At 50.7% G+C, this 23427-nt stretch carries 27 protein-coding genes; 17 read left to right on the top strand and 10 right to left on the bottom strand.

The features are described 5' to 3' along the window. Window positions 1-9: 9 nt before the first annotated feature. A complete protein-coding gene (locus tag LBQ97_09450) occupies window positions 10-405 on the bottom strand; it encodes a PaaI family thioesterase (GenBank protein ID MDR1832930.1) in 396 nt (131 codons plus the stop codon). 201 nt (window positions 406-606) lie between these two features. On the opposite strand from LBQ97_09450, the gene LBQ97_09445 reads away from it, so the two are divergent. From LBQ97_09445 to LBQ97_09420, 6 genes are all read left to right on the top strand, one after another. After that, window positions 607-1992 (top strand): extracellular solute-binding protein, encoded by a 1386-nt coding sequence (locus LBQ97_09445; protein MDR1832929.1) that lies wholly within the window; start codon window positions 607-609, stop codon window positions 1990-1992. A gap of 40 nt (window positions 1993-2032) precedes the next feature. Then, on the top strand, window positions 2033-3646 hold the full coding sequence (locus tag LBQ97_09440) for a LuxR family transcriptional regulator (GenBank protein MDR1832928.1): 1614 nt from the start codon (window positions 2033-2035) through the stop codon (window positions 3644-3646). 145 nt (window positions 3647-3791) lie between these two features. Then, window positions 3792-4967 (top strand): AAA family ATPase, encoded by a 1176-nt coding sequence (locus LBQ97_09435; GenBank protein ID MDR1832927.1) that lies wholly within the window; start codon window positions 3792-3794, stop codon window positions 4965-4967. 219 nt (window positions 4968-5186) lie between these two features. After that, window positions 5187-6080, top strand: a complete 894-nt coding sequence (locus LBQ97_09430; protein ID MDR1832926.1) for a hypothetical protein — start codon at window positions 5187-5189, stop codon at window positions 6078-6080. A gap of 81 nt (window positions 6081-6161) precedes the next feature. Then, window positions 6162-6641, top strand: a complete 480-nt coding sequence (locus tag LBQ97_09425) for a hypothetical protein (protein MDR1832925.1) — start codon at window positions 6162-6164, stop codon at window positions 6639-6641. 52 nt (window positions 6642-6693) lie between these two features. Next, window positions 6694-7278 carry a zinc ribbon domain-containing protein gene (locus LBQ97_09420; GenBank protein MDR1832924.1) on the top strand — a complete coding sequence of 195 codons (585 nt, stop codon included), beginning with the start codon at window positions 6694-6696 and terminating at the stop codon, window positions 7276-7278. Here LBQ97_09420 and LBQ97_09415 read toward each other — a convergent pair. Beyond that, window positions 7271-7648 (bottom strand): Fic family protein, encoded by a 378-nt coding sequence (locus tag LBQ97_09415; GenBank protein ID MDR1832923.1) that lies wholly within the window; start codon window positions 7646-7648, stop codon window positions 7271-7273. The two genes, LBQ97_09420 and LBQ97_09415, sit on opposite strands and share 8 nt — an antisense overlap. Beyond that, window positions 7645-7923 (bottom strand): type II toxin-antitoxin system RelB/DinJ family antitoxin, encoded by a 279-nt coding sequence (locus LBQ97_09410; GenBank protein MDR1832922.1) that lies wholly within the window; start codon window positions 7921-7923, stop codon window positions 7645-7647. The genes LBQ97_09415 and LBQ97_09410 overlap by 4 nt, the downstream gene beginning before the upstream one ends. Window positions 7924-8028: 105 nt before the next feature. On the opposite strand from LBQ97_09410, the gene LBQ97_09405 reads away from it, so the two are divergent. The 4 genes from LBQ97_09405 (at window position 8029) to LBQ97_09390 (ending at window position 11302) form a co-directional block, all read left to right on the top strand. Further along, the gene (locus tag LBQ97_09405; GenBank protein MDR1832921.1) at window positions 8029-8595 is read left to right on the top strand and encodes a hypothetical protein; all 567 of its coding nucleotides are present in this window, start codon (window positions 8029-8031) and stop codon (window positions 8593-8595) included. Window positions 8596-8667: 72 nt separating this feature from the next. After that, window positions 8668-9306 (top strand): OmpA family protein, encoded by a 639-nt coding sequence (locus LBQ97_09400; protein MDR1832920.1) that lies wholly within the window; start codon window positions 8668-8670, stop codon window positions 9304-9306. 28 nt (window positions 9307-9334) lie between these two features. After that, window positions 9335-9820, top strand: a complete 486-nt coding sequence (locus LBQ97_09395) for a hypothetical protein (protein MDR1832919.1) — start codon at window positions 9335-9337, stop codon at window positions 9818-9820. Window positions 9821-10045: 225 nt separating this feature from the next. Further along, window positions 10046-11302 carry a hypothetical protein gene (locus tag LBQ97_09390; protein MDR1832918.1) on the top strand — a complete coding sequence of 419 codons (1257 nt, stop codon included), beginning with the start codon at window positions 10046-10048 and terminating at the stop codon, window positions 11300-11302. Here LBQ97_09390 and LBQ97_09385 read toward each other — a convergent pair. Next, window positions 11260-12150, bottom strand: a complete 891-nt coding sequence (locus LBQ97_09385) for a Fic family protein (protein ID MDR1832917.1) — start codon at window positions 12148-12150, stop codon at window positions 11260-11262. The two genes, LBQ97_09390 and LBQ97_09385, sit on opposite strands and share 43 nt — an antisense overlap. A 148-nt stretch (window positions 12151-12298) precedes the next feature. Between LBQ97_09385 and LBQ97_09380 the strand changes: the two genes are divergently transcribed. Then, the gene (locus LBQ97_09380; GenBank protein MDR1832916.1) at window positions 12299-12613 is read left to right on the top strand and encodes a hypothetical protein; all 315 of its coding nucleotides are present in this window, start codon (window positions 12299-12301) and stop codon (window positions 12611-12613) included. Between the two features lies 1 nt (window position 12614). Next, window positions 12615-13961 (top strand): APC family permease, encoded by a 1347-nt coding sequence (locus LBQ97_09375; protein MDR1832915.1) that lies wholly within the window; start codon window positions 12615-12617, stop codon window positions 13959-13961. 31 nt (window positions 13962-13992) lie between these two features. On the opposite strand, the gene LBQ97_09370 is transcribed toward LBQ97_09375, so the two are convergent. From LBQ97_09370 to LBQ97_09355, 4 genes are all read right to left on the bottom strand, one after another. Beyond that, entirely contained in the window at window positions 13993-15726 is a 1734-nt protein-coding gene (locus LBQ97_09370; protein ID MDR1832914.1) for a carboxylesterase family protein, read from the bottom strand. A gap of 144 nt (window positions 15727-15870) precedes the next feature. After that, window positions 15871-17112, bottom strand: coding sequence for a dicarboxylate/amino acid:cation symporter (locus LBQ97_09365; protein ID MDR1832913.1), 1242 nt, complete (start codon window positions 17110-17112; stop codon window positions 15871-15873). A 20-nt stretch (window positions 17113-17132) separates the two neighbouring features. Beyond that, window positions 17133-18236 carry an aminotransferase class V-fold PLP-dependent enzyme gene (locus LBQ97_09360; GenBank protein ID MDR1832912.1) on the bottom strand — a complete coding sequence of 368 codons (1104 nt, stop codon included), beginning with the start codon at window positions 18234-18236 and terminating at the stop codon, window positions 17133-17135. 500 nt (window positions 18237-18736) lie between these two features. After that, a complete protein-coding gene (locus LBQ97_09355; GenBank protein ID MDR1832911.1) occupies window positions 18737-19315 on the bottom strand; it encodes a nitroreductase family protein in 579 nt (192 codons plus the stop codon). A 243-nt stretch (window positions 19316-19558) separates the two neighbouring features. Between LBQ97_09355 and LBQ97_09350 the strand changes: the two genes are divergently transcribed. Beyond that, on the top strand, window positions 19559-19783 hold the full coding sequence (locus LBQ97_09350) for a DUF6290 family protein (GenBank protein MDR1832910.1): 225 nt from the start codon (window positions 19559-19561) through the stop codon (window positions 19781-19783). Then, window positions 19784-20074 carry a type II toxin-antitoxin system RelE/ParE family toxin gene (locus LBQ97_09345; GenBank protein ID MDR1832909.1) on the top strand — a complete coding sequence of 97 codons (291 nt, stop codon included), beginning with the start codon at window positions 19784-19786 and terminating at the stop codon, window positions 20072-20074. It begins immediately after the preceding gene. Window positions 20075-20106: 32 nt separating this feature from the next. On the opposite strand, the gene LBQ97_09340 is transcribed toward LBQ97_09345, so the two are convergent. Next, on the bottom strand, window positions 20107-21336 hold the full coding sequence (locus tag LBQ97_09340; protein MDR1832908.1) for a DUF4143 domain-containing protein: 1230 nt from the start codon (window positions 21334-21336) through the stop codon (window positions 20107-20109). A 278-nt stretch (window positions 21337-21614) separates the two neighbouring features. Beyond that, window positions 21615-22070 carry a MerR family transcriptional regulator gene (locus LBQ97_09335; protein ID MDR1832907.1) on the bottom strand — a complete coding sequence of 152 codons (456 nt, stop codon included), beginning with the start codon at window positions 22068-22070 and terminating at the stop codon, window positions 21615-21617. A 116-nt stretch (window positions 22071-22186) separates the two neighbouring features. On the opposite strand from LBQ97_09335, the gene LBQ97_09330 reads away from it, so the two are divergent. The 3 genes from LBQ97_09330 to LBQ97_09320 all read left to right on the top strand — a co-directional run. Then, window positions 22187-22639 carry a hypothetical protein gene (locus LBQ97_09330; GenBank protein MDR1832906.1) on the top strand — a complete coding sequence of 151 codons (453 nt, stop codon included), beginning with the start codon at window positions 22187-22189 and terminating at the stop codon, window positions 22637-22639. Between the two features lie 51 nt (window positions 22640-22690). Beyond that, the gene (locus LBQ97_09325; protein ID MDR1832905.1) at window positions 22691-23023 is read left to right on the top strand and encodes a hypothetical protein; all 333 of its coding nucleotides are present in this window, start codon (window positions 22691-22693) and stop codon (window positions 23021-23023) included. Between the two features lie 197 nt (window positions 23024-23220). Next, on the top strand, window positions 23221-23427 hold a 207-nt coding region (locus LBQ97_09320; GenBank protein ID MDR1832904.1), incomplete at its 3' end, for an SUMF1/EgtB/PvdO family nonheme iron enzyme.

Below are 23427 nucleotides of genomic sequence, written 5' to 3'. Positions count from 1 at the left end.
TCCCCGCCCTCAGCCGTCGATGTAAAACATCGTAAAGATGCTGACGGTCAGGATGTCGCCGCTCTCATCGTAGATATAAACCTCAACGACGGCGGTCTTTCCGCCCTGGTGGATTTTCTTCGCCACGGCTTTGATCCGGGTCCCCACAGGGGCGCCCTTCACAAAGTTCATCTTTCCTTCCACCGTTACGTTTCGCCTTTCCGTAAATGTTAAAATTCCGGCCACCGAGTCGGCCAGCGTATAGTAAATCCCGCCATGGAGAAATCCGTGGGGGTTCAATAGTTCTTCCCTTACGTCCAGTACCCCGACGCAGTGCTCCGCGTCCAGCTCCGTGATCACGATCCCGATCAATTTCGCGAATATGATATGCGAGTTGGCCAGGTCCATCACTTCTTTGTAATTCAATGCGCTCACCTGTGCTTTTCATTCCTGAATCCGATTCCTGAAACCTGATTTATTGTAGCATTGTCTTGTGAAAAAGTAAACAACTTTTTTGAAAAATTGCATTTTCTTCGGGAAAATCTGAATTCCTTGTTTACAAAAACCCAAAGCTGTGGTATAAAAATAGGGTAGAGAATTCGTATTTTACGTCATGCAGGGGGAAAATTGAACAAAAAACAGTATTGTACTCATTTCACCAATTATTGGATCAGAAGTGCTTTTTCCGCCTTCTGCCTGTGCGCTCTCCTTCTCCTCCTTTCGGGCTGTCTGCCCGGACGGAAGAAAAACAAAGAAATCACAATCACGCTCTGGCACACCTACGTGGAGCAGATGCGCGCCGCTATGGACGACCTTGTGGCCGAATTCAACGCCACGACGGGAGCGGAACAGGGGATTATCGTCAAAGTGACCGGCGTCGCCAACGCTTCGGTCATCAACGAAAAATTGATCGCGGCGGCCAATAAAGATCCCGGTGCGCCGGGTTTACCGGATATGGCCGTGGCCTATCCCGATATCGCCGTCATCCTGGCCAGGACCGGAGCCCTGATGGACTTCGGGACGCAATTCTCCCCGGAAGAGCTCTCGCGCTACGTGCCCGAATTCCTAGAAGAGGGAAAACTGGGCGGGGAGACCCTTTATCTTTTGCCCATCGCCAAATCGACGGAGGTCCTCTATGTCAATAAGACCTTCTTTGAGCGCTTTGCGGCGGAAACCGGCGTAGACTGGTCCTGCTTTGAGACCTTTGAGGGGATTCTCGCGGCGGGCGAAAAATATTACGCCTGGACAGACGCAAAGACGCCCGACATTCCCGGCGACGGAAAAAATTTTTACTATCCCGACAAGCTCTTCAACTACGCCATGATCGGTATGGAACAGTTGGGGGAGCATCTGGTCCGGGACGAGGCCCTCGATTTTTCCGGCGGGGCCTTCCGCAAAATCTGGGACAGCTACTATACGCCTGCCGTTCGGGGATCCGTCGCCATTTTTGACAACTACGGCAATTATCTCGCCAAATACGGAGAAATCGTCTGCGTGACGAGTACCTCCGCCGGGGCCATGTTTTACCCCGATACCGTAACCTACCTCAATAATACCAAAGAGGATGTGGAATTTGAGATCCTGCCCTATCCGGTTTTTAAAGGCGGGGAAAAGATCGCCGTACAGCGCGGCGGCGGCATGCTGATCGCGAAATCGACGCCCGAACGGGAAAAAGCGGCGGCCGTTTTCCTCAAATGGTTCACGGCCCCGAAACAGAACACGGCCTTTGCCATCAAAGCGGGCTATCTGCCGGTGACGAAGGAAGCGATCCGGGATTTCGGCAAAAGCGATACGCTGGCCCTCATCGAAAACAAAAACGTCAGAAAATCCACGCTGACAGGGATTGCCATGCAATCCGCCTATCATTTCTATTTTCCGCCGATATTTTCAGGCTTTGACGCGTTGCAGGGGAAATTCTCCAAAGCCATGCAACGGGCCGCGCTGGAAGCCAAAGAAAAAGGCGGTCCCGTTGAGAGCGCCGAAGCCCTTGAGCGCTTCAAGCGGGAATTTTGACGAAGCGTCCCATTTCTCGCGCGGGAGTTGAGCGCAGCTTATGAAAGGAAAACTGAGCGAATTGATCCGGGCCTCCCGCGAGGCTGACATTTCCCTGCGTCTGCGGATCGCGGGGTTTTTTGCCGTCTCAGTCATCGCGCTGATTTCGGGGATCCTGGCGGTCCTCGCCTTTACCGGAAGCTTTTCCACGGCGTCCCGGGAAATTTTGCGGGAAGTCACGACGGCCCATTCCCGCTACGTCCAGAACGCCGAAAAAATCTTTGGCGACATGGCCGTGGAGACGGTCCGGCTCTCGCGACAGCTCTCGGGCGATATCGAAGAATTCCTCGCCCGGGCGGAAATTTCCTTTCCCGAGCTTTCGGGACATCCCGATCTCATCCTGATGCTGGAAGAAAAAGAACTTCCGGTCCTTTCGGCCAGACTGGACGTCTCTTCGGCCAACGGGATCTTTATGGCCCTCGAAACGACGGTCAATCCCGATCTCCCCGACGCCGCAGATTCTAGGGCCGGCTTGTTCCTCCGCAGCGCAGAACCTGAAATGGCAGATATTCCGGAAAACAAGCTTTTTCTCCGGGGGATTCCCCTTTTGGCCATCAAATCGGGCATGACGCTTCAAGCCCGTTGGGATCTCGAGTTCCACACGGCGGGACGGGAATTTTACCGGGGGCCGGTCGCGGAAATCCGCGAAAACCCCGATTTGGTTCTTTCGAGACAGTATTTCTGGACCTTCGAGGACGCCCTCGACGTAGGCGAACGAAACGCCCTGATCTGCTCGATTCCCGTACCCGATTCCTACGGGGGGATCCTCGGGGTCTGCGGTTTCGAAATCGGGGAAATGCATTTCCGTTCGCTGTTTGATCCGCCGCAGGAGGCGCTCCCGGGGACGATCCACCTGTTTTCGCTCTATGACAGCGGCGGCGTCTCCACGGAAAACGCCCTGATCTCGGGGACATTGACCCGAAGCGGCGCCGAGCCCCGGGAGACGGTATATACCTATCAAGGGACGCTGGGCGGTCTTGAAATTTACGGCGGACAGAACGCCGAAACGCTGCTGGGTCTGCACGACACGATGGACCTTTACGCTAAAGGTTCTCCCTTTGAGGCGCAGAAATTTTCCGTCATGACCGCGATTCCCAAGCGGGCCTTTGACGAGATGGTCAACCGGCAAAGACTGATCCTGACCGCGATATTTACGGTATTTTTGGCAATCGGAATCCTCCTTGCGGTCGTCATCAGCAAGCGGATCGTCCGGCCCATTACCGAACAAACCGCGCGGCTTGGCGGGGAAATTCTCCCCCAGGAGATCCGCACGAATATTCCCGAAGTGGATCTGCTGATTACGCGCCTGCTCGCTTCCCACAAGGCGGGGCAGGAACTCCGGGGAGAGGCCGAAATCGTCCGCAACATCCTCGACGATTTTATCGCGGCGGCAAGAACTCTGACGCCTACGGAAATGGTGCTGTTCCAGTATTACGCCGAAGGTCGCAACAGCGAGGACATCAAGAAGGCCATGTTTATTTCCGAAGGGACGCTGCGGGTCCATTCGACGCATCTGTACCAAAAGCTGAAGGTCGCCAATAAAAACGAGCTGCTCGTCTATCTGGACCTGATCAAGAAGAGCGGGAAGTACGCGGAAATCTTCCCGGATAGCTGATCCGGCATGTGTTTGAGCCATCCATCAAACCACAATTTTTTGAGTCAAAAGGTTAAAAAAAGAGAAAATTCTTGACATTTTACAAATTACTCAGTATAATGAGTAAATAGTAAAGTATATCGAGTAATTTGTAAGGAGGCCCCTCATGTTCGCAAGAAAACTGGTTTTGCAACTTGTCCAGAGATTGTCAGAACCCCGCCGGTTTCTACAGATCGTTGTCGGCCCGCGACAAACCGGAAAAACGACCGCCGTTGTCCAAGCGTTGGAACAACTGGGCGCCACATATCATTACATCGCAGCCGACGACCCCAACCTTGTTTCCCCCGAATGGCTCAGAAATGAATGGGAAAAAGCAAGGAGCCTTGCCGGATCGGGAGAGGCGATCCTCATTATAGATGAAATCCAAAAAATCAGCCAATGGTCGTCACATGTCAAGCTGCTCTGGGATGAAGACACGAGGCTTCATATTCCTCTGAAAGTGCTTCTTAGCGGTTCCTCCGCTTTGCTGCTGCAGAAAGGTCTGTCGGAATCCCTGATGGGACGATTTGAAGTGCTGTACTCTCCGCACTGGAATTTCGCGGAGTGCAAGGAAGCCTTCGGATTTACGCTCGAGGATTTTTTGTTTTTCGGCGGCTATCCGGGGGCGGCGTCCCTCATCAAAGATGAAGACCGCTGGGCGCGTTATTTGGGCGCATCTATTGTGGAACCGACGATTTCCCAAGATATCCTGATGCTGGAAGAAGTAAGAAAACCGGCGTTATTGCGCTCGCTTTTCATGCTCGGCGCGGGATACAGCGCACAGGAATTGTCATTCACCAAAATGCTCGGGCAGCTGCAGGACGCGGGCAACACCGTCACAATGGCGCATTATCTTGAGCTTTTGGGAAAAGCCGGCATGTTGACCGGACTCACGAATTATTCCGGCGACAGGATCCGGATCCGGAAAGGCGCCCCGCGTCTTCTCGTGTATAATACAGCCTTGATGACATTTGCCGCCGGCGCCGGCAGAAGGCGTCTGCTGGATAATCCCACCGAACGCGGCAGGCTTGTGGAAAGCGCCGTCGGTGCATATCTTCTGGCTCGCGGACAGGAGGAGGGTTTTGATGTTTACTGGTGGCGGGAACGGAATCACGAGGTGGATTTTGTGATCAGAAAAGGGGAACAAACCACAGCGATTGAAGTCAAAAGCGGCCGGGTGAAGAATGTCGGCGGTAGTTTGACCTTTAAAAAAATGTATCCGCAAGCATACGCGCTCATCGTCGGAAGCAGAGAGACGGAACTCGACTCATTTTTGCTGGGAAAAGTACCGATATTTTTATAAGCTTTCCAATTTATCCTGGAACGGTGGATTTCACGAGCAATATGGAGTAAACAACTGCCTGATATAATAGACTCTCTGATATCGTAAAGTAAAAAAATGCTCTGTAAAAATGAAGATCGTGAAAAAAATAGAGCCTCTCTAATATACAAATCGTGTTTTCTGTGATAATCTTCAAGCAGAATTGACACGATTTTTTTAAAGAGGAGGAAACACGCAATTATGAAAAAAATCATCTTCGTCCTGAGCGCTTTCTTTTTACTCCTGAGCTGGACCCTGTGCGCCGCTCCGCCGAAGGGGGAACCCCTGATTCCCAAGCCTCAGGGTTATGTCAACGGACAATGGCCCCCGGCTGCGGTCTGGGAACAACTGAGCCTGCCGGATCTGCCCTTGGAGAAGAACAACGGGGAAATCTCTATCAGCTGGAACGATAACACGAATTTCGGACGGTATACCAATACCTTTTTCGCCGAGGCCAAATCGGATAAGGCTTCCTTTGACAAACTCGTCGATCTGCTCTGGGAAAAGGGCTTCCGGGGACTGCATCTCTACGGGAGCGGACGCTTTGTCCCGGCGCGGAACAAAGAGCAGCTGACTCAAGTAGACGGCAACGGCAGATGGCGTTACTCGGCGGCGTACCTGTACAAGGGAAAGCTTGCCTTCGTCGAGGTCGGCTGGAATCCCCTGAATGAGCTGGTCGCCGTCAACGTCCTTGATCCCGCCGCCGATCCCCAAGCAAAATTCTATTCCGAGATGAAATGGCCGAAGTCGGAGATTAAAAAACTCATCGGCGTCGATTTCCCCAGTCCCGGCGGAAAAGTCTACGGTCGCATTGAAAACGACGGACGGCATATCGACCTCCTGGTTGAGGGCGTCTCCAAAGAAGACTATGACGTCTGGTTTAAAAAGCTCAAGGAAAACAAAGTCCCGGATATCATCCTTGATCCGGGAGAACCCTATTATACCATATCCTTCGGACATGAAAGCGGCATTGAGTATACCGATGTGAGCTTCTGGCCCGCCGACGCCATGAAAGACGGGTCAAAGTACCTGGTCGAGATCGTGGTGGATTATATCGAAGGGGCGCTTTTAATTACATTTAATGATTTGAATTGAGCAAGCCCCTGTCGCCTCGAGGCGACGTCCTCCTTCTAAGAAGGGGGCTGATCATAATTATACAAGGAGGAGTTTACGAAAATGAAAAAAGTTCTGCTGTTTATTCTCACCGCGATCCTTCTGCTTTCAGCTGCTGTATACGGCAGCGGCGCCAAAAAAGCCTGGCCGGACAACAAGTTCACGAAGCAGGTCCCGGCGCCGCCCGCCGACAAGGTGGGACCCATGAGGATGTATCCCAAGGAGACTGCGGGCTTGAAATCCACGGAGGAAAGCAAGGCCGACGTGATCCTGATCAGTATGAAATGGGACAACATCGATGAAGCGAAAACCTATGCCCAAGAAGTCAAGGCGGCGGGATACACGCAAAATGAGTTCGTCCAGGAGGAAGACGGAACGAAAAAACCCATCAAAATAGGAAACAGCGAGGTGTTCGGACCCTCGATCTACAAATGGATCGGCTCAAACGGCGCGTACTGGGTGGAAGTTCATTTTTATGTGAGCGGGAAAGGGGATCACAAATTCAGCACTCTGACCATCGCGAATTATGAGTTGAAAGAATAGCGGGGGGAGTAAAAATTTACTGTTGAAATTTAAAATCAGGAGGCATTGTTTTATGGGATTGTTTGATAAGATTTTGAAGGATACGGTCAAAAAGACCGTGGGAAATGCCGTCGGAAACGCCGTGAAAGACGCGGCGACCCGGACTGTCGCCAATACGGTGGCCAATACCGTGGGTAAAGCGGTGGGGAAGGCGGCGGACATTGCCGGTCAGAAGATTCAGCAGACCGTAGGCGCCAAGGTCGACGAGAAACTGGACGAAAAATTCGGCCCGACCAATACGACGGTCACCAGCTCCGACGGGACAGGAGCGCCCGTCAACAGCGCCAACGCCCAGCAGACGGCGGCTGCCCTCGGCGGCGCCTTCGCGGCTTTTATGGGATCGGCCCAGACCTTCGCCACGGAAGCGGCCAAAAATATGAAAATCTGCAAGGCCTGTGGCAAGCCCGCCGCGGCCAATCAAAAATTCTGCCCCAACTGCGGCGCGGAACTCCCGGCGGAAACCGTAGCTCAAGGGGCCGTATGCCCCGCCTGCGGCAAACAAAATGTCATCGGGACGAAGTTTTGCGTCGATTGCGGGACGAAGCTCCCCATGGCGGAGCAGGAGCAACCTGCGGAAGAAGGACATTCCTTTACTTGATATGAGAATTGATCATTTCGGCCAGTTGCCGATCGGTTACAGTCCCTTTGGCGAGATCCAATCCGATCTTGATGATTTCTTCGTCGCTGAATTCAACTGTGATCTCATTCAATTCCAAGAGAACCAACATCACCAGCATTCCGATCCGTTTGTTCCCGTCAATAAAAGGATGATTGCAAACAAGATTGTATGAAGTTCGCGCGATTTTCCCGACGACAGTCGGATAAAACTCAACGCCGTCAAAGGTCTGAAAGGGGCCTGCAAGCGATGAATTCAACAGGGACTCGTCTCTGATTCCCGGTAAGCCGCCGGTTTTTTCCAGAAGTTTTTCATGCAAGTGCAGGAGCTGCGCTTTGGTCAACGTTTTCATTTGGCCAACACTTCAAAAGCCTCGATGTGCTTGGCAAGCAAGCGCTCAGCCACGGCGTCTACGTCAGTATCCGCGGCGACATTGACGTGATTGGTCATTGCGTGGTTTTCCGTTCTCGGGAGTTTTACCTCAAAGGGAAATCCCCTGTGCAAAATGGACTGCCGAAGAAAAATATTGATGGCGTCGGATATGGTGATGCCGAGGCTCCTGAAAATATCATCGGAAGCTTGCTTGATTTCGCTGTCTGTCCGGATTTGTACCGTAGTTCTGCTCATTTATAATCACACTCCTTTATAATCCAAGAATACCACAAATGCCTGCACTTGTCAACAAATTTAACGAAATCGAGAGAATACACAATATATTTAAGGAGGTTCCCAATGCGGAAAAAATTTGCTATAATATGGATATTGATCGTGGCTTTTTCCCTGACCGCCCTGGCGGGCGTCGTCGATGATTTCGCCAACATTATGAAAGGACCCGGCAGCTTCGATTTCACGGCCCAGGTAAGCGGCGCGGGCGTCAACATGACCATGAAAGGCTCCCTCGCCGTCGAGGGGAAAAACGTGGCCGTCACCATGGATCTGGGCGGCATGAAAATGAAGGTCATCAGCAAAGACGGCGCTTCCTATATGATCACCGACGCGCAGAAGATGATTATGAAAATGCCTGCCGGGCAGGACGCGACCCAGGGTCTGCAAACGGACTTTTCCGATCTGAAAAAGACCGGCGAGGGAAAGGGCGAGGTCAACGGAAAGACGCTTCCTTATGAAGAATACGAGATACAGGGGAAAAAATCGAAAATCTATATCAACGATGGGAAGGTTTATGCCATTGAAGGCGTCGAACAGGGCGCGAAAAGCCTTATGATCATCGAAAATCTGAAAGCCGGCGTCCCCAAAGGCGCCTTTGATTTCCCGGCGGGATATCAGAAAGTCGGATTCTGACAGAAGCAGCGCGCGCAAGCGCAAACCACTGAATTACTTCATCGTATAAAATCTATTTTGGAGGTAAAACACATGAAAACAAGAAAACTCATTACCGCAATCGTTTTGGCCGGCGCCCTTTTCGCTTCCGCGAACACTTACGCCAAGGTCACCAAAGCCGGTAAAGGCGCGGCCGTAGGCGGAATCCTCGGTGCGGGAATCGGCCAGGCCATCGGCAAGAACACGAAAGGCACGTTGATCGGAGCCGCCGCGGGTACCCTTGTGGGCGCCACCTGGGGACAGTACCGGGAAAACCAGGAAAAGGAATTCAACCGAAGACTGCGGGGGAGCGGCGTGGAAGTCAACCGGCGCGGCGAGAATCTCCAGCTCTATCTGCCCAGCGGCGTAACCTTCGGCACGGATCAGTACAAGATCCGGCCACAATTTTACGGCGTGTTGGATGACATCGCAGACGTTTTGATCCAGTATCCCGAATCGAGAATCATCGTGGCCGGCCATACGGACAGCGACGGCGCGGCCGACTACAATCAGGACTTGTCGGAAAAACGGGCGACCAGCGTGAAAAATTATCTTCGTCAGGCGGGTGTTCAGTCCCGGCGCATTTCCGTCATCGGCTACGGCGAATCGGAACCCATTGCCAGCAACAACACCGCCAGGGGAAAAGCGCGGAACCGCAGAGTGGAAATCGAAATCCTGCCGCCCCGCCAGTAAGTCAAGCTGAAGACACAGGAGGAGAGCCATGGGATTGTTTGACAAGATCCTGAAACAGAAATTAGGCGAGGTATTGAGCGACGCCGCGGGAAAAGTCATCGAAAAGGCGACGCAGATGAAAGAGGAAATCGAAAAGAAGAATCCGACCGCAAACACGCCGCAACCGACACGAAGCCCCGTATATGGCGGCGCCGCTGCCGAAAGAAAAGACGCGGCCTGGTTTTCCCGGGTCATCGCCGAATCCTTTCCGGGCTATGAAGTGCAGGCCAACGTGCCCGTCGCATCCCTCGGCGGAAGCGGAAAAAGCTATGATTTCGGCATCTACCGGGGAGGATCCGTAGCCGGAGTCGTCATGCTCACGCCCCACAACCGGGACAGAAACCGCGCGTTTCTGGGCGCGAAAAACGCCGCCAAAAGCGCCGGCGTCCCTTTCATCAACTTTTACCTGCACATGCCCAATGAGCGCGATTACGTGATCAAACGCATACAAGCCTTTCTGGCGCTTTCGCGCTAAATGTATTCATCAGGCAAAAAGGGAATGCGCGCGGTACGCGCGCGTCCGCGACGGGGCAAAGCGCTCTCTTTCCAAAGGTTTTGCGGACAACCGGAGGGCGTTCAGCCTTGTGTCAGCATTGCTGCCTTCAAAGCAATTTCCCTTTTGATAAAAGTTTCGTATCGTTCTACGGGAGCGGGGAGGCTACGCTCCCCCGAACGGTACAAAACACACCCGGAGAAAATCATGAGCCTCCTTGACGAACTGGCCGACGAGACCCGATGGCTGGAATTTCTTTCGGCCAAAAAGGAAAAAAGACGTCTGCCCGAAAAAGAGCTCGACGTGCTTGCACAATATATCCAAGAAAAAACCTGGGGCCCTGTGGTAGAAACGATCCGGAACGGGGGCTCTTTTGGCTTAGCCGAAAAAAAACTCCTGAATAAGCTGGGCTCCGACAAAAAACGCGTGGTTTACTGCTATTCGGATGCGGAAACGCCGGTTTTGAAGCTCCTTGCGACGCTCCTCTACCGCTATGACCACCGGCAACCCGAGGGCTGTTATTCCTTCCGGGCCGGATACGGCGCGCATCGGGCGATCCATATGCTGACCCGGCGGGATGACCCCGGCGCTTTCTGGTGTTACAAGTCAGATATCCACGATTATTTCAACTGCATTCCGGTCCCGCAGCTGCTCCCGATTTTAGGGGATGTAACCGGAGACGACCCGCAGCTTTACAACTTTATAGCGGGATTGTTGACGCAAGCCCACGTCCTCTGGAAAGGAAAGCCCGTCGCGGAACAACGGGGCGTCATGGCGGGAATTCCCGTCGCCCCCTTTTTGGCCAATCTGTATCTGCGGGAACTGGACGCGTATTTTACGGAAAGAAAGATACTCTACGCGCGATATTCCGATGATTTGATGTTCTTCGCGCCGACGGAGGAAGAACTCCTCGACCATAAGGATGTCATCCACGAAATTCTGACCCGACACGGGCTTAGGGTCAACCCGCGAAAAGAAAAAACTTATCGCCCCGGCGAGTCAAGAGAATTCCTGGGTGTCTCCTGGGATCACGAAAATATTGATCTTTCCGCCGCGACCCGGGAAAAACTCAAAGGAAAAATCAGGCGAAAAGCCCATGCCCTGGTCCGCTGGCAACAAAAAAAGAGCCTTCCGCCCGAAAAAGCCATTGCCGTCATGATCCGGACCTTCAACCGAAAATTCTTCGAAGGAGGAGATCCCGACGAGCTCACCTGGTCTCGCTGGTTCTTTCCGCTTCTGACCACGGACAAAGGCCTCCGGGAGATGGATCAATATTTGCAACAATATCTGCGTTATTTCGAGACTGGGCGGCATTGCAAGAAGAATTACGCGATCCGGTACGGAACGCTGAAGGAACTGGGATACCGGAGTCTGGTGCATGAGTGGCACAGATTCAAGGAAGGGGGAATCGAAGAATTTCTTCACGCCCCGTCATCCTCTGTAATCTCATCTTCCTGCTCATAATAATAGGAATAATCTACGCCTTTCATGAAGACCTCGCGGTCGTTAATCTTATCGGTCAGGGCGTCGCGCATCAACGCTTTTATCCGGGAAGCATTTGTGACGCTTTTTTCCATGGCGGAAAGGTAGTCTTTCTTATGGATCCGGCTCCAGTCGACGCAAAGCTTCAGGTTTTTCTTCAGCATCAGGTCAAGCCAAATGCGGGCGCTTCTGCCGTTGCCCTCCATGAACGGGTGGGCGACATTCATCTCGACATACTTGTCGGCGATCTCCTCAAAAGTGTTTTCCGGCATCCGTTCAATGGTTCGCAGCGTCTCCGGCAGAAAACGCGCCATGGCGAATTGAAAGCCGCCTTTGGAGATATTGAGGGTTCTGATTTGTCCGGCGAAATCATAGAGTCCCCCGAACAGGTAGCCGTGAATCTGCTGCAAACCTTTGACAGTACCGATTTCAATGGTATCGAGCAGGGAACTGTTGAAAAGCGTGTAGGCCTTTGTCTTGCTCTGACCGTCTATTGTATCGTCACTGTACGTGAACCAATCAATAAAGCGATTTGCCTTTTTGCCTGGGAATTCTTTGGCCAGGGCAATAACGCCTTCATTTGTCAGACAGTCGGTCATTCGCAGTTTCCCGTCATGAGCTGTGAGTTTGAATCCCTTACAATTTGTAAGGACTTCACTCCTGGCTTTTTTCAAGCGATTTTTAAGGACATACCAGTAGTTCTGCGGATTTGCGCTTTGACCCAATACGCCCACAATATCAATAACAGAAAACCACCACCGGGCGCCTTCATCATCCCAAATGGCACGGACTTCTTTATCGTCAAAAAATCGGATGGAAATTTTGTGCATCGTCTTTTGTCCTCTCCCTGTTTTTTTCTTTGCAAGCCGCTGTACTTTGGCAGCGAAGCGCTTTTTTTAACTTCATTATACTGTTTATCTGCCGGATTGTCAAGGAACGCTTACGATAAATGGAAAATGAAGAGAGGAGAATTGAGCATTGAAATATTTTGAACTTGCAAACAATCGTAAAAGTAATTTCCCCTGCCGATTTAATCAAGCGAATGAAAAGAGACGGATATACTACAAAAAAAGACGCGCAATGCGCGTTTTTTTACGAAAAAAATCAGATCATGGCGTTGTGTTCTACGTATGTATCGTCACTGAATTATGCCCTTTGTCACCGGAAATTTCATTAAAACATACTATACAAAACCAGTTTTTAATAATGGCTGAAATAAGCTTTTCCCTTGACGAAACGCCTGTTTGGGTGTATAATTTTATGATGGATTGTTTATCAGAATTAGAGGTGTAACATGGAAAACATTACTTTGAAGAAAAAATACGGCCTGATGACCGCAATTGCCATGGTCATCGGCATTGTCATCGGAAGCGGCGTCTTTTTCAAAGCGGAAAAAGTCCTGACCGCAACGGGCGGAGATTTGCCGCTCGGCATTGGCGCTTGGGTCATCGGCGGTCTCATTATGATCGTCTGTGCTTACGTCTTTGCGACGATGGCGGCAAAATATGAAAAAATAAGCGGCCTGGTGGACTACGCCGAAGTCGTGATCGGGAAGAAATACGCCTATTATCTCGGATGGTTCATGGCAATCATCTATACCCCGACGTTGACCTCGGTTCTGGCGTGGGTCTCCGCCCGCTATACCTGCGTGCTTTTGGGCTGGGATATCACGGGCGGGCCCTGCATGACCTTGGCCTGTCTGTATTTGATCGCGATTTATGTGATGAATATGCTGACGCCCCTTTTGGCGGGGAAATTCCAAATCGGAACGACGGCCATCAAGCTGATCCCTCTTGTCCTGATGGCTGTCATCGGTACAATCGCGGGTCTTCGCTCCGGCATGACCATCCGGAATTTTTCAAGCGTAGCGGCTCAAGAGATGAACGGAAGCCCGCTTTTTACGGCCGTCGTTGCGACCGCCTTTGCCTATGAAGGTTGGATCATCGCGACGACGATTAACGCGGAACTGCGGGACGCGAAGAAAAATCTGCCCCGGGCGCTGACGGTGGGGACGCTTGTCATCATGGCCGTCTATATTTTGTATTATGTGGGCCTAGCCGGCGCCGTGCCCAACGCGCTTTTGATGGAAAGCGGCGAGCAGGGCGCGCGGATTGCCTTTATGACCATTTTCGGCAAATGGGGCGGCGTGCTTCTGATGGTCCTTGTGGTCATTTCCTGTCTCGGGACTTTAAACGGCCTGATGATGGGTTGCGTTCGTAACCAGTACGCGCTGGCCATTCGCGGAAACGGACCCGCGCCGTACGTCTTCGCCCAGGTTGATCCCGTGACCAACATGCCGCTCAATTCTGGCAACTGGGCTTTGCTGCTCTGTGGAATCTGGCTGTTTTTCTTTTATGGCGCCAATCTTACGTCCGGATGGTTCGGCCCGTTCAAGTTTGACTCCTCAGAACTGCCCATTGTGGCCCTCTACGCCATGTACCTTCCGATCTTCTTCCTTTTCATCAAAAAGGAGCGGGATCTTCCTGTATTCAAGCGCGTCGTCATGCCTTCGCTGGCCATTGCCGCCTGCGTATTTATGATTATTGCCGCGATTTTTGCACATGGGAAAGCGGTCCTGTGGTTTCTTCTGGTATTTGCGATCGTCATGGCCGTCGGAGCTTTGTATGGAAAAGAGATCTAAGTACGGGATTTATGGGAATGCCTGATCAGAATTATTTCCATAGATTTTTATTTTTGTATTTTTTATCAAGTCCTTTGCTGAACCATCTTCCGTTGAGGACAGTGGTCACGATGTTCTTTTTGGCTTCGGGGGAAACGGAATTATCCGCCTGGATCCCTTTGAGGATTTCAGCATAGGTGATCCGCTTGCCTCTCTGACGCACGATGGCTTTTTCCCTGTCGGCGTCCAGCAGAAGTTGTGTCGGTCCCTCTTTGGAATCCCGCCATTTGCTCCAGCGGGGTAATCCTTTGCCGTTGGGATCGCCCGTATGGAGGAAATTTTTCAGATAAGCCTGGAATGTCTTTGTGAGCTCCTGTGCGCCCTTGTTCTGGAATATTGCCGGGAATTGCTGCGCCAGTCCGATGTTTTCGCCGGAAAGGAAGGGACGGAATATGCCGTGGGCCGCGCCGTACAGCGTCGCGAATTCATCGCCCGTAATGCTTTTATCCGTTCCCCAGAGGATGTCCACCGTATAGAGCGGGGCTTTGTATTTTTTAAAGACGGCCTTGACGGCTTCTTCCGCGTTGAAATATTCGTACAGAAGGCTTCCGTGTTTAATTGCGAATTCGAGTTCCTTCCGGGCGGTCGGATCCGTCAGGAATTTTTTTTCTTTTACATTATCAGCAAAATAGGGATCTGAGATGGCGAAGAGAGAAAATTCGCTTTTACTGGCCAGAAGAATCGCGGGAATCGCATTGAATTTTGAGGTCGCGAAACCTTCTTTCGGCAGTACCGCGCCGTCCTTAAAGAGATGCGGGAAGCCGGACATACGGATTTGCGCGTTTTTCACGAGGGCTTCGAGGCGTTCCGCCGAAAGGCCATACAGATATTCCCGGACATCTTCCCCCTTCCCGAGCAGCCATTTCGCCGCCTCTTCTTCGCTGTATTCCGGACGATCCTCCGTCACGAGCTTTGCCAATTGCCGCGCGATGACTTTCTGGCTGTCTTTCACATCCGAAAGGGTCAATCCGCCGCTGAAGGAATAGGCCTTGTGGATTTTTCCCTTGAAAATGGGAGAAATCAGAAGCGCCAGCACGTCACGTCCGCCCGCGGAAAAACCGGAAATCGTGATATTATTGGGATCGCCGCCGAAGGCTTCGATATTTTCCCGGATCCAATCCAGGGCCGCCGCGAAATCGAGCAGCGCGTAATTGCCGGAATCTTCGAGGGGATCGCCCGTTTTCAAGGCCGGTAATGTGATAAAACCTAAAAGGCCTAATCGCGCCTGTATCGGAACAATTACGGCGTCCGTCGCCACAGCCAGTTTTCCGCCCGGTAACTCGGCCGCCGAGCCGAACTGATTGTTGCCGCCGTGGATGTAAACAAATACCGGAAGGCCTTTTTTGTTGTTGTCGGGACGGAAGATATTTAAAAATTGACCGCCTTCCACGCCCGCTGCGCCTGCGCCGACGCCTTGAATGCTCTGCGGCGCGTCTTTCGTGGCGTCTTTGACGCCGGTCCAGGATTCCGGCTTCTGCGGCGCTTTCCATCGCAACTCGCCTACGGAGGGCTTCGCGTAGGGAATCCCCTTCCACACGAGGGCTTTCCCCTCCTTATACCCGCGTACGCTGCCGTAGGCGGTCTTTTGTACGACGCCGATCCGATATGGGGCCGCGATCCCGGCGCTTTTGAGCTCGGTAGATTGCGGTAAAAATACGCCGAGGGTCAGGAGCAGAATCAGAAGAAATGCTTGCAGTTTACTTTTGTAGCTTGTCTTTTCGTTCATTATTTTTCCTCCTCAGGAATAATGGGTGTATGGTGAGATTTAATTTTGTTGCCGATGGATGATGCAACCATTCCGTCCAAGGAACCGCCCTGCGGCGGGCGGCCCCTGAACTTCAGATTGTTTGGAGGTATATTTTGAAGGATGTTATGCTGTCACTTTGGTTTCAGGAATCGCGACGGAAGGCGCCGATCTGTTCTCGGATTGGGATACGATAACGGTCCCCACCAGATCTCCCAACACATTGAGCGTCGTGTAGCCCATATCAATGAGGGCGAAGATTCCGGAGACGATGCCGACGACTTCCAACGGCAGGCCGAAGGCGTCGATAATGACCGCGATGGAAACGATGCCGCCTCCCGGAACGCCTCCCGCCCCGGTTGTGAGAATCAGCGCCAGTACAATGGCTTTAATAAATACAGGAAGCGGCAAAGGAGCGCCTACGGCCTGGGCCGCAAAGAGAAATGTGATCGCGAGCATCAACCCATTCCCGTCTTTATTGACTTGAGCGCCCAAGGGGATCGTAAAACTGGAAATAGATCGCGGTACGTCCAATTCATCCGCGACGGAAAGATTGACCGGCACGACCGCAAGACTGGAACTGGTGCTGATTGCTGTAATGATTAGGACGCCGGCTTTTTGAAAAAATTTGGTCAGCGGGACTTTTGTAAAGACCGTAAGCAGGATCGCGTAGACCACAATTTGCAACAAGATGCCGAGATAGGAAGCGCCCAGATATTTTACCAGGAAACCGATCAAAATCTTTCCATAGACGGCAACGGTTACCGCCGCCAGGGAAAATATCCCGACCGGCGCATAGACAAGAATTCCCGCAATAATTTTATTGAAAACCTGCGCGAGGGAATCAAAGAATTTTGTCAGAATTTCTTTTTGTTCCGGTTTTAGAAACAAGACGGCGATTCCAACGATCGCGCTGAATACAACGATCTGGTCAAGTCTTCCCTCCGTCAGAGTCTGAAAGATATTGCCGGGCAACAATCCCACAAGGGTATCGAGGAAAGAAGGCACTTTCGCGATTGCTGCGTCATATTTTCCGGTCAGGGTAAAACCGATCCCGGGTTTCAACAATGTCCCGGTTACAAAGCCGAGAATGATTGCGATAATCGTGGTGGCCGCGTAATACAGCAAGATTTTGACTCCAATTCTGCCAAAGGCCTTGGGATCGCCCAAAGCTGAAATACCGGAAATCAAGTTCACAATAATCAACGGCAGCGCCACCAATTTCAGCAAATTCAGAAATATGGAACCCAATGGCTTGATTACAAGAATTCTGTCTCCGAAGGCCGCTCCTGCGACAACGCCCAGAACAAGGGCCACCAAAAGTTTTATTACCAGGGTATTCTTTCGATAAATCGTTCCAATGCTCATTTTTTACACTCCTTTTATTTTTAAATTTGTACTGAATCAACCAGTGAAGCGATTTCTTCCAAGGCTTTCGCCACAATCCTCATTTGTTCCACGGTGTTGTAAAAATTCAACCCGAAACGGATATACCCAGCCCGGACCGTCGCGTAGATTTTATATTTTGCGAGAATGCCGGTCACTTCCATGTCTTTATTTTCCGGGTAATATACACAGATGATGCCGCTCCAGTTTTTGCGGTATTTGGGTTGAACCGTACGGAGCGGGAGATGCCGGATCCGATCCCGCAATTCCTGTTCCAAGTGCAAAATATGCGTTTCAATATTCGAGATTCCCAATTCCTGAAGGAGATCAATTCCCTGGGAGATGGCGTTGATACAGTTATAACTCAGATTGCCCGATTCAAACCGCCGGGCGTGGGGATACCATTCGATACTTTCAAAATTGGTTGTGATGGCTGGCGGCGCCACATGACTGATCGTACTCTGATAGGAAGCGTATGGCGGAATAATCTCCCGGACGATATGATCGGAACAATATACAAATCCGGCCCCCAATGTCCCCAATAGTCCTTTGTTTGTTCCGGAAGAAAGGTAGTCTATATTCATATCCTGCACATTGATCCGGAGTCTTCCTAGGGCTTGGATCCCGTCCACCGCGAAGACAACCCCCGACCGTCGGCAGGCTTCGCCGATTTTTTTCAGATCCGCGTAAAAACCGGTTGAAAACTGTACGGCAGAAAGCGCCAAAATTCTGGTCCGGCCATCAATAGCGTCTACGAAATCCCGCCACGAGATCTCCCCGTTTGCGCTCTTCACGATCTTCAGCCGGATTCCCTTTCGTTCATGGATGTTGATCCAGGGAAAGAGATTGGATTGATGCTCTTGGTCGGCCACGATGATGTTGTCGCCCCGTTTCAGCGGATACCCGTTTGCCAGTATGGAGACCCCCTCGCAGGTATTTTTGACAAAGGCAATCTCATGATATTCCCGCGCATTGATCAGCCGCGCTATTTTTGGCCTTGTGGCGTTGACAAGTTCCCAGGCCTTCGTGACGACATCAGCCCCGAAGTTTTTTATATAGTCCCTCATAAACCCGTTATAGGCCTTTTGAACACGGCGCGGCGGCATGACCACCGATGATACATTCAAAAATACTGCGTCTCCCAGAAAATCATATTCTTTTTGGATCAATTTTTGATTCAGCATGTATTTCCCCTTTCATAAGTTTTTGCCTTGTTTAGTCACTTAGTCAGTATAATTATCTTTACAAAAAAAATACTTTGGGAAATTTCCAAAGTATTTTCTCCTTGCTATGGATGAATTCTGTTTGAGCGGGAATTTTCCCTGCCGTCAGGATTCGTTTCTGCGGAAAACCACTTTTTCAATTTGCGCCGATTTTGGAACATCAAAATGGATGTGCGGGTTACATATACACATCGAACGCATGATTTCCTTCATCGTGAAATTCAAAATTGTTTTCCTCATAATTATTTACTCCGCTTGTAAGAAATAAGACTTGCAACTACTTTAGCATATTTGTTACAGTTTCGTCAAATATATTTTATATATGATTATCATAAATACAATAGATTTTACTCGTCACTTTGGTTTCCTTCCGTGAAGAAACCTCAAAGAATCGTAAAACGGTCTTCCTTCCTTTTGGGGGCGGCAGGGATTTTTTCGGGATAGCCCAGGGCCACAATGGATACCAGCGGCCCGTAGTCGGCGGCGAAGGTCTTCCGGATTTCTTCGTCGACGCCCGCTTCCAGAGGCGCGGTGAGCCAGCAACTGCCGACGCCCTGATCCCATGCGGCGAGGATCAGGTTTTCAATGGCCGCCGCGACGCTCAGCGTCATGACCTCAAAGCGGTTATCGTAGTCGGCTTTTTGCAAAAATGCCAGTACGCAAACCGGCGCGTTTCCCAATTGCCCGATGAAACGATGCGTTTCCGCCACCACATCTGGATGGTTGGGAAAAATTTCCCGCAGGTGGGGGTGAATCGTCTCCGCTGTCCGCCCCATAACCTCCCGGAGCCGCGTCATGGCTTCGGGGCTCGCGAGCGCCACAAAATGCCAGGGCTGGGCGTTGATGGCCGAGGGGGCCTGGATTGCCGCGTTGAGAATCTTCTCCAAAATTTCCCGGGGCACAGGCTTCGTCTGATATCGGCGAATACTACGCCTTTCAAAAATCGCTGTCATACAGTCCATCGTTTTTTCCTCCAAAATTCGTCGAGTCTTCTTCCCGAGTTTTTAAATTTCCATGCTCTCCGCAATTGTTTACTATGCCAGTAAGAAATTGTGTTTGCTGCTATTTTAGCATTTTTTCCGGGAAATCGTCAAATATATAATATATATGGCGGTCATATAGAAAATAGATTCATCAACAAAAAATGATTGACTTTATTTTCTCTTTGTATTACAATGTAAACAAAAGAAAATGAGGTGATTCCCATGGCAACAATTTCTGTGAGACTGAGCGGAGAAGAAGAACTTATGTTGAAAAAATATGTTGAAACGAAAGGAACAAATGTTTCTCAATTCATCAAAGAGATGATTTTTGAAGTGATTGAGGACGAATATGATCGGGAAGTTCTCCAGGACTATCTCGAGCGGGAAGCGAAAGGAACCGTGAAATTGGTCCCTTTTGACGAAGCGGTCAAAGAGTGGGACCTTTAAATGTATACTGTCTACCTTGATGAAAAAGTACAAAAAAAGATTCTCTCCTTCGATAAAAGCGTCCGAAGGCTTTTGAGTCAATACATCAAGAAAAATCTGCTCGGAACAGACGATCCCAGGATTCATGGAAAACCGCTTAACAAGGCGTTGAAAGGGTTTTGGCGATACAGAATTATGGATTATCGCCTGCTTGTGAAAATTCATGATGATGAATTGACTATCGTTGCCGTTGATTTCGATCACCGAAGCAAAATTTATAAGAAACTCCTTAAAAATGAGCCGGGGGCATAAGCGTCGCCGGATACGCCAAAGCGGCCCCCCTCCTAATCCTTCAAACACCCCAGCGGGACAAGCCATATCCCGTTTTTCATTTGAAACGCGTATTCTGTGGCCGTCAGAACCATTAAAACAGCGGGTTCTTCCATCTTTTCCGTATCTACGGAAGCTTTCAGTCTCAACAGATTCTCACAGGCCTTCTCTATTTCCCCCATCCCCATCTTCACTTCGGCTGCGGCCCAACGCCCGTCGGCAAGCTGAATGACGGCGTCAACTTCCAGCCCGCTCTTATCGCGGTAATGATAGACGTTTCCGTCAAGGCTCTCGGCATAGACCCGCAGGTCTCTTACGCAAAGGGATTCAAAAAGGTAGCCGAACGTGTTGAAATCCGAAAGCAGCCTTTTGGGCGTAGCTCGTAGCGCGGCGGCCGCAATGGACGGATCGGTAAAATGCCGTTTCGCCGTGGTGCGGATCACCGTTTTGGAGCGAAGCTTCGCGCTCCACGCGGGCAAATCTTCAAGGACAAATATTTTCTTCAGCGCGTCAATGTATTCTCCGATGGTGATCGGAGACAGCGCCTCGTCGTTGGCGGCCAAATCATTGGCAATCGTTACAAGTTTCGCCTCCGCGGAAATATTGCGCGCAATGGCCCGCATAAACGCTTTGACCCGTTCAGGTTTTCTTTCGATTCCGTCTGCCTTCGAAATATCCTCATTTGTCACCGCTTCCAGATAATCGGACGCAACCGTCAGAACGATTTTTTCATTTGTCTTTCCCGCCACGGCGGGCCATCCGCCGCGATTGATCAAGAAAGCATACTGTTCCACTGAAACCGGCGATTTTCCTTCCATAGTCGATACGCCGTCGAAAAGCTTTTTTAGGGAGATCTCCCCAGTGGAATCGCCCGATTCATATAGTGACATCGTCCGCATTTTCATGCGCCCGATGCGCCCCGTACCGGAATGCATATCAGGAGTCCTTACGGGATTTACGGAACCGGTCAATATGAATTGCCCGCTTTGTCTGCGTTTGTCGACCGCAAAGCGTACGGCGTTCCAGAGCTCGGGGGCGACCTGCCATTCATCAAGCAATCTCGGCGTTTTCCCGTCCAAGAGCAATGACGGTTTGGATTGCGCCGTCAGAATGTTCGCTTTTGACGTATCCGGATCCTGCATATACAAAACGCTGCCGGCGATTTCTTCGGCAGATCGGGTTTTCCCGCACCACTTTGGTCCTTCGATCAAAACCGCGCCCTTGGCCTCAAGTAATAGACGCAATTTTTTGTCGGATATTCTTGGTAAATATTTATTGCTCATGAGCATCACCCAATTTATACTATACGCCAAATTTAGCCGTTTGTCAAGATATAACTTTATGATTTGGCAGCATTTTACTTTATACTTTGGCAGTATTTAACTATAGACTTTGGCATGATTTTACTTTATACTTTGGCTGAATTTCACTATCGGCTTTGGCACATTTTTGCTTTGTACTTTGGCGAAATTCTTCATAAATCTTTATATTCCGCCAGCCTCCTCCTCATGTCACTCCCCCCTCAATCCTTCAAATTGATTTCCATTCTTTTTCGGTATTTCCGGATATCCTCAGGCATCTCTGCTTCCGGCATTTTTTTCGGAACTTCTTCGCTGCCGGCGGTTACTGCGGTATCGTAGTACCAGCATTTATACTTTATCGTATCCATTGTCTTCTGCAATTCTTCCATCTGCCTTTTCACGGCTTCAAGACGCTCATAGAACAGATCCCGCCGCTTTCGCAAAGAGCCGTCTCCCTCCTGACACCAAACCAGAAACTGCCGGATATCTTTGATGGACATCCCCGAGACCTTCAGGCACTCCATGATTTTAAGGGCGTCGATCTCCGTTTCCGAAAACATTCGAATACCGCCGCTTGTTCGTTTCATCGCCGGAAACAATCCCTCGCGGTCATAGTACCGTAATGATGATACTGTTATGCCGGTCATTTCCGCCACTTCACCGATTGAATAAGACATACCTGACTCCTCCGGAAATTTTTTTAAAATCTCTTGACCTGAACCTGACTTCAGGTTCTATACTATTGTAAAACATATCTTTTTTTATGTCAAGACTATAATGCAAAGGAGGATTTATGAAAAGACTATTTTGTATTTTCGCGCTCACTTGTGCGTTGACGCTTGCTGTTTGCGCACAGGGTAACGGCGCAAAGACTGACGAGCAAGGAGGCGCAATGACCATAACAATCAAAGGCGGAAAAACATTTACCGCTACGCTGGTAAAAAACTCGTCAACAGCGGCGTTGTTGGCTTTGCTCAAAGAAGGACCCGTCACCATTCAAATGCACGACTACGGTAACTTTGAAAAAGTCGGCGGCTTGGGTAAAACATTGCCGACCAATGACGAGCGGATTACCACCAAACGCGGCGACTTGATACTGTATCAGGGCAACGCGCTGGTGATTTATTACGCGCCGAACACCTGGACTTTCACACGCTTGGGGAAAATAGATGATGTCACCCCGGAGGAGTTGAAGACGGCGCTTGGGGAGGGTGATGTTACCGTGACGCTCTCGCTAAAGAATTGAGGGGGAACACTATGGCACAGGCACTGTTTTAATAAACAAGGAGGCAACGAAGTGAAAAGATTTTTTCTAATCTCGGCGCTTATCGTATATTACACCTGGAGCGGTAACAGCGCCCAGATAGCCCGGGAGTTACAATCTCTGACAGGCTGTGATGCGCTTGAAATAACGCTGGTCACGCCGTATACCAGCAACTACAACGAAATGCTTGAGGTCGCCAAAAGCGAATTTCAAAGGATTGACAGTTCCGGCGTATACCCGGCGATAAAAACCGCCGTCTCTCTCAAAGAGTATGATACGGTCTTTATCGTTTATCCCCTTTGGTGGTCAAGGATGGCTGCGCCCATGCAGACTTTTTTGCACAACAACCAGCAGGACTTGACCTGAAAAACCATAGCGCTGATATGTACAAGCGCAAGCAGCGGCATATCGGGCACTATCGCGGACGCGAAACGGCTTTGTCCCGACAGCGTTTTTGCTGAAGCCTTGCACATACGAGCCGCGAATGCCGGCAGCGCGAAAAACAGTCTCAGTGATTGGCTTGGTAAAATAGGTATTAAGATCAGTGCATCGGAGGTATCGCAATGAAAACACTTTTACTTTTTTCAACCGCGCTGATTGCGGTTGCAAGCGCAACCGCGCAAAGCCGTTTCCCCGCCGGTTTTGTCCTCATCAAAGGCGGGACATTCACGATGGGAAGCCCCGCGCGGGAATTGGACCGCCTCGCTGACGAAGCGCAGCATCGCGTAACGGTGAGCGATTTTTACATCGCCGCCTCCGAAGTAACCCAG

Source organism: Fusobacteriaceae bacterium (assembly GCA_031272775.1).
In the GTDB taxonomy this organism is placed as follows: domain Bacteria; phylum Fusobacteriota; class Fusobacteriia; order Fusobacteriales; family Fusobacteriaceae; genus JAISST01.
Note: the sequence above shows the minus strand (reverse complement) of the source record. Positions and strands in the feature narration are given on the sequence as shown.

Excerpts from the sequence above, each read along its gene's own strand:
- LBQ97_09365 (MDR1832913.1), bottom strand. The coding sequence starts at position 17,112 with ATGAGCATTGGAACGATTTATCGAAAGAATACCCTGGTAATAAAACTT.
- LBQ97_09440 (MDR1832928.1), top strand. The coding sequence starts at position 2,033 with ATGAAAGGAAAACTGAGCGAATTGATCCGGGCCTCCCGCGAGGCTGAC.
- LBQ97_09370 (MDR1832914.1), bottom strand. The coding sequence starts at position 15,726 with ATGAACGAAAAGACAAGCTACAAAAGTAAACTGCAAGCATTTCTTCTG.
- LBQ97_09430 (MDR1832926.1), top strand. The coding sequence starts at position 5,187 with ATGAAAAAAATCATCTTCGTCCTGAGCGCTTTCTTTTTACTCCTGAGC.
- LBQ97_09405 (MDR1832921.1), top strand. The coding sequence starts at position 8,029 with ATGCGGAAAAAATTTGCTATAATATGGATATTGATCGTGGCTTTTTCC.
- LBQ97_09355 (MDR1832911.1), bottom strand. The coding sequence starts at position 19,315 with ATGGACTGTATGACAGCGATTTTTGAAAGGCGTAGTATTCGCCGATAT.
- LBQ97_09415 (MDR1832923.1), bottom strand. The coding sequence starts at position 7,648 with ATGAAAACGTTGACCAAAGCGCAGCTCCTGCACTTGCATGAAAAACTT.
- LBQ97_09360 (MDR1832912.1), bottom strand. The coding sequence starts at position 18,236 with ATGCCGCCGCGCCGTGTTCAAAAGGCCTATAACGGGTTTATGAGGGAC.
- LBQ97_09425 (MDR1832925.1), top strand. The coding sequence starts at position 6,162 with ATGAAAAAAGTTCTGCTGTTTATTCTCACCGCGATCCTTCTGCTTTCA.
- LBQ97_09400 (MDR1832920.1), top strand. The coding sequence starts at position 8,668 with ATGAAAACAAGAAAACTCATTACCGCAATCGTTTTGGCCGGCGCCCTT.
- LBQ97_09385 (MDR1832917.1), bottom strand. The coding sequence starts at position 12,150 with ATGCACAAAATTTCCATCCGATTTTTTGACGATAAAGAAGTCCGTGCC.
- LBQ97_09335 (MDR1832907.1), bottom strand. The coding sequence starts at position 22,070 with ATGTCTTATTCAATCGGTGAAGTGGCGGAAATGACCGGCATAACAGTA.
- LBQ97_09350 (MDR1832910.1), top strand. The coding sequence starts at position 19,559 with ATGGCAACAATTTCTGTGAGACTGAGCGGAGAAGAAGAACTTATGTTG.
- LBQ97_09420 (MDR1832924.1), top strand. The coding sequence starts at position 6,694 with ATGGGATTGTTTGATAAGATTTTGAAGGATACGGTCAAAAAGACCGTG.
- LBQ97_09390 (MDR1832918.1), top strand. The coding sequence starts at position 10,046 with ATGAGCCTCCTTGACGAACTGGCCGACGAGACCCGATGGCTGGAATTT.
- LBQ97_09330 (MDR1832906.1), top strand. The coding sequence starts at position 22,187 with ATGAAAAGACTATTTTGTATTTTCGCGCTCACTTGTGCGTTGACGCTT.
- LBQ97_09375 (MDR1832915.1), top strand. The coding sequence starts at position 12,615 with ATGGAAAACATTACTTTGAAGAAAAAATACGGCCTGATGACCGCAATT.
- LBQ97_09435 (MDR1832927.1), top strand. The coding sequence starts at position 3,792 with ATGTTCGCAAGAAAACTGGTTTTGCAACTTGTCCAGAGATTGTCAGAA.
- LBQ97_09410 (MDR1832922.1), bottom strand. The coding sequence starts at position 7,923 with ATGAGCAGAACTACGGTACAAATCCGGACAGACAGCGAAATCAAGCAA.
- LBQ97_09395 (MDR1832919.1), top strand. The coding sequence starts at position 9,335 with ATGGGATTGTTTGACAAGATCCTGAAACAGAAATTAGGCGAGGTATTG.
- LBQ97_09345 (MDR1832909.1), top strand. The coding sequence starts at position 19,784 with ATGTATACTGTCTACCTTGATGAAAAAGTACAAAAAAAGATTCTCTCC.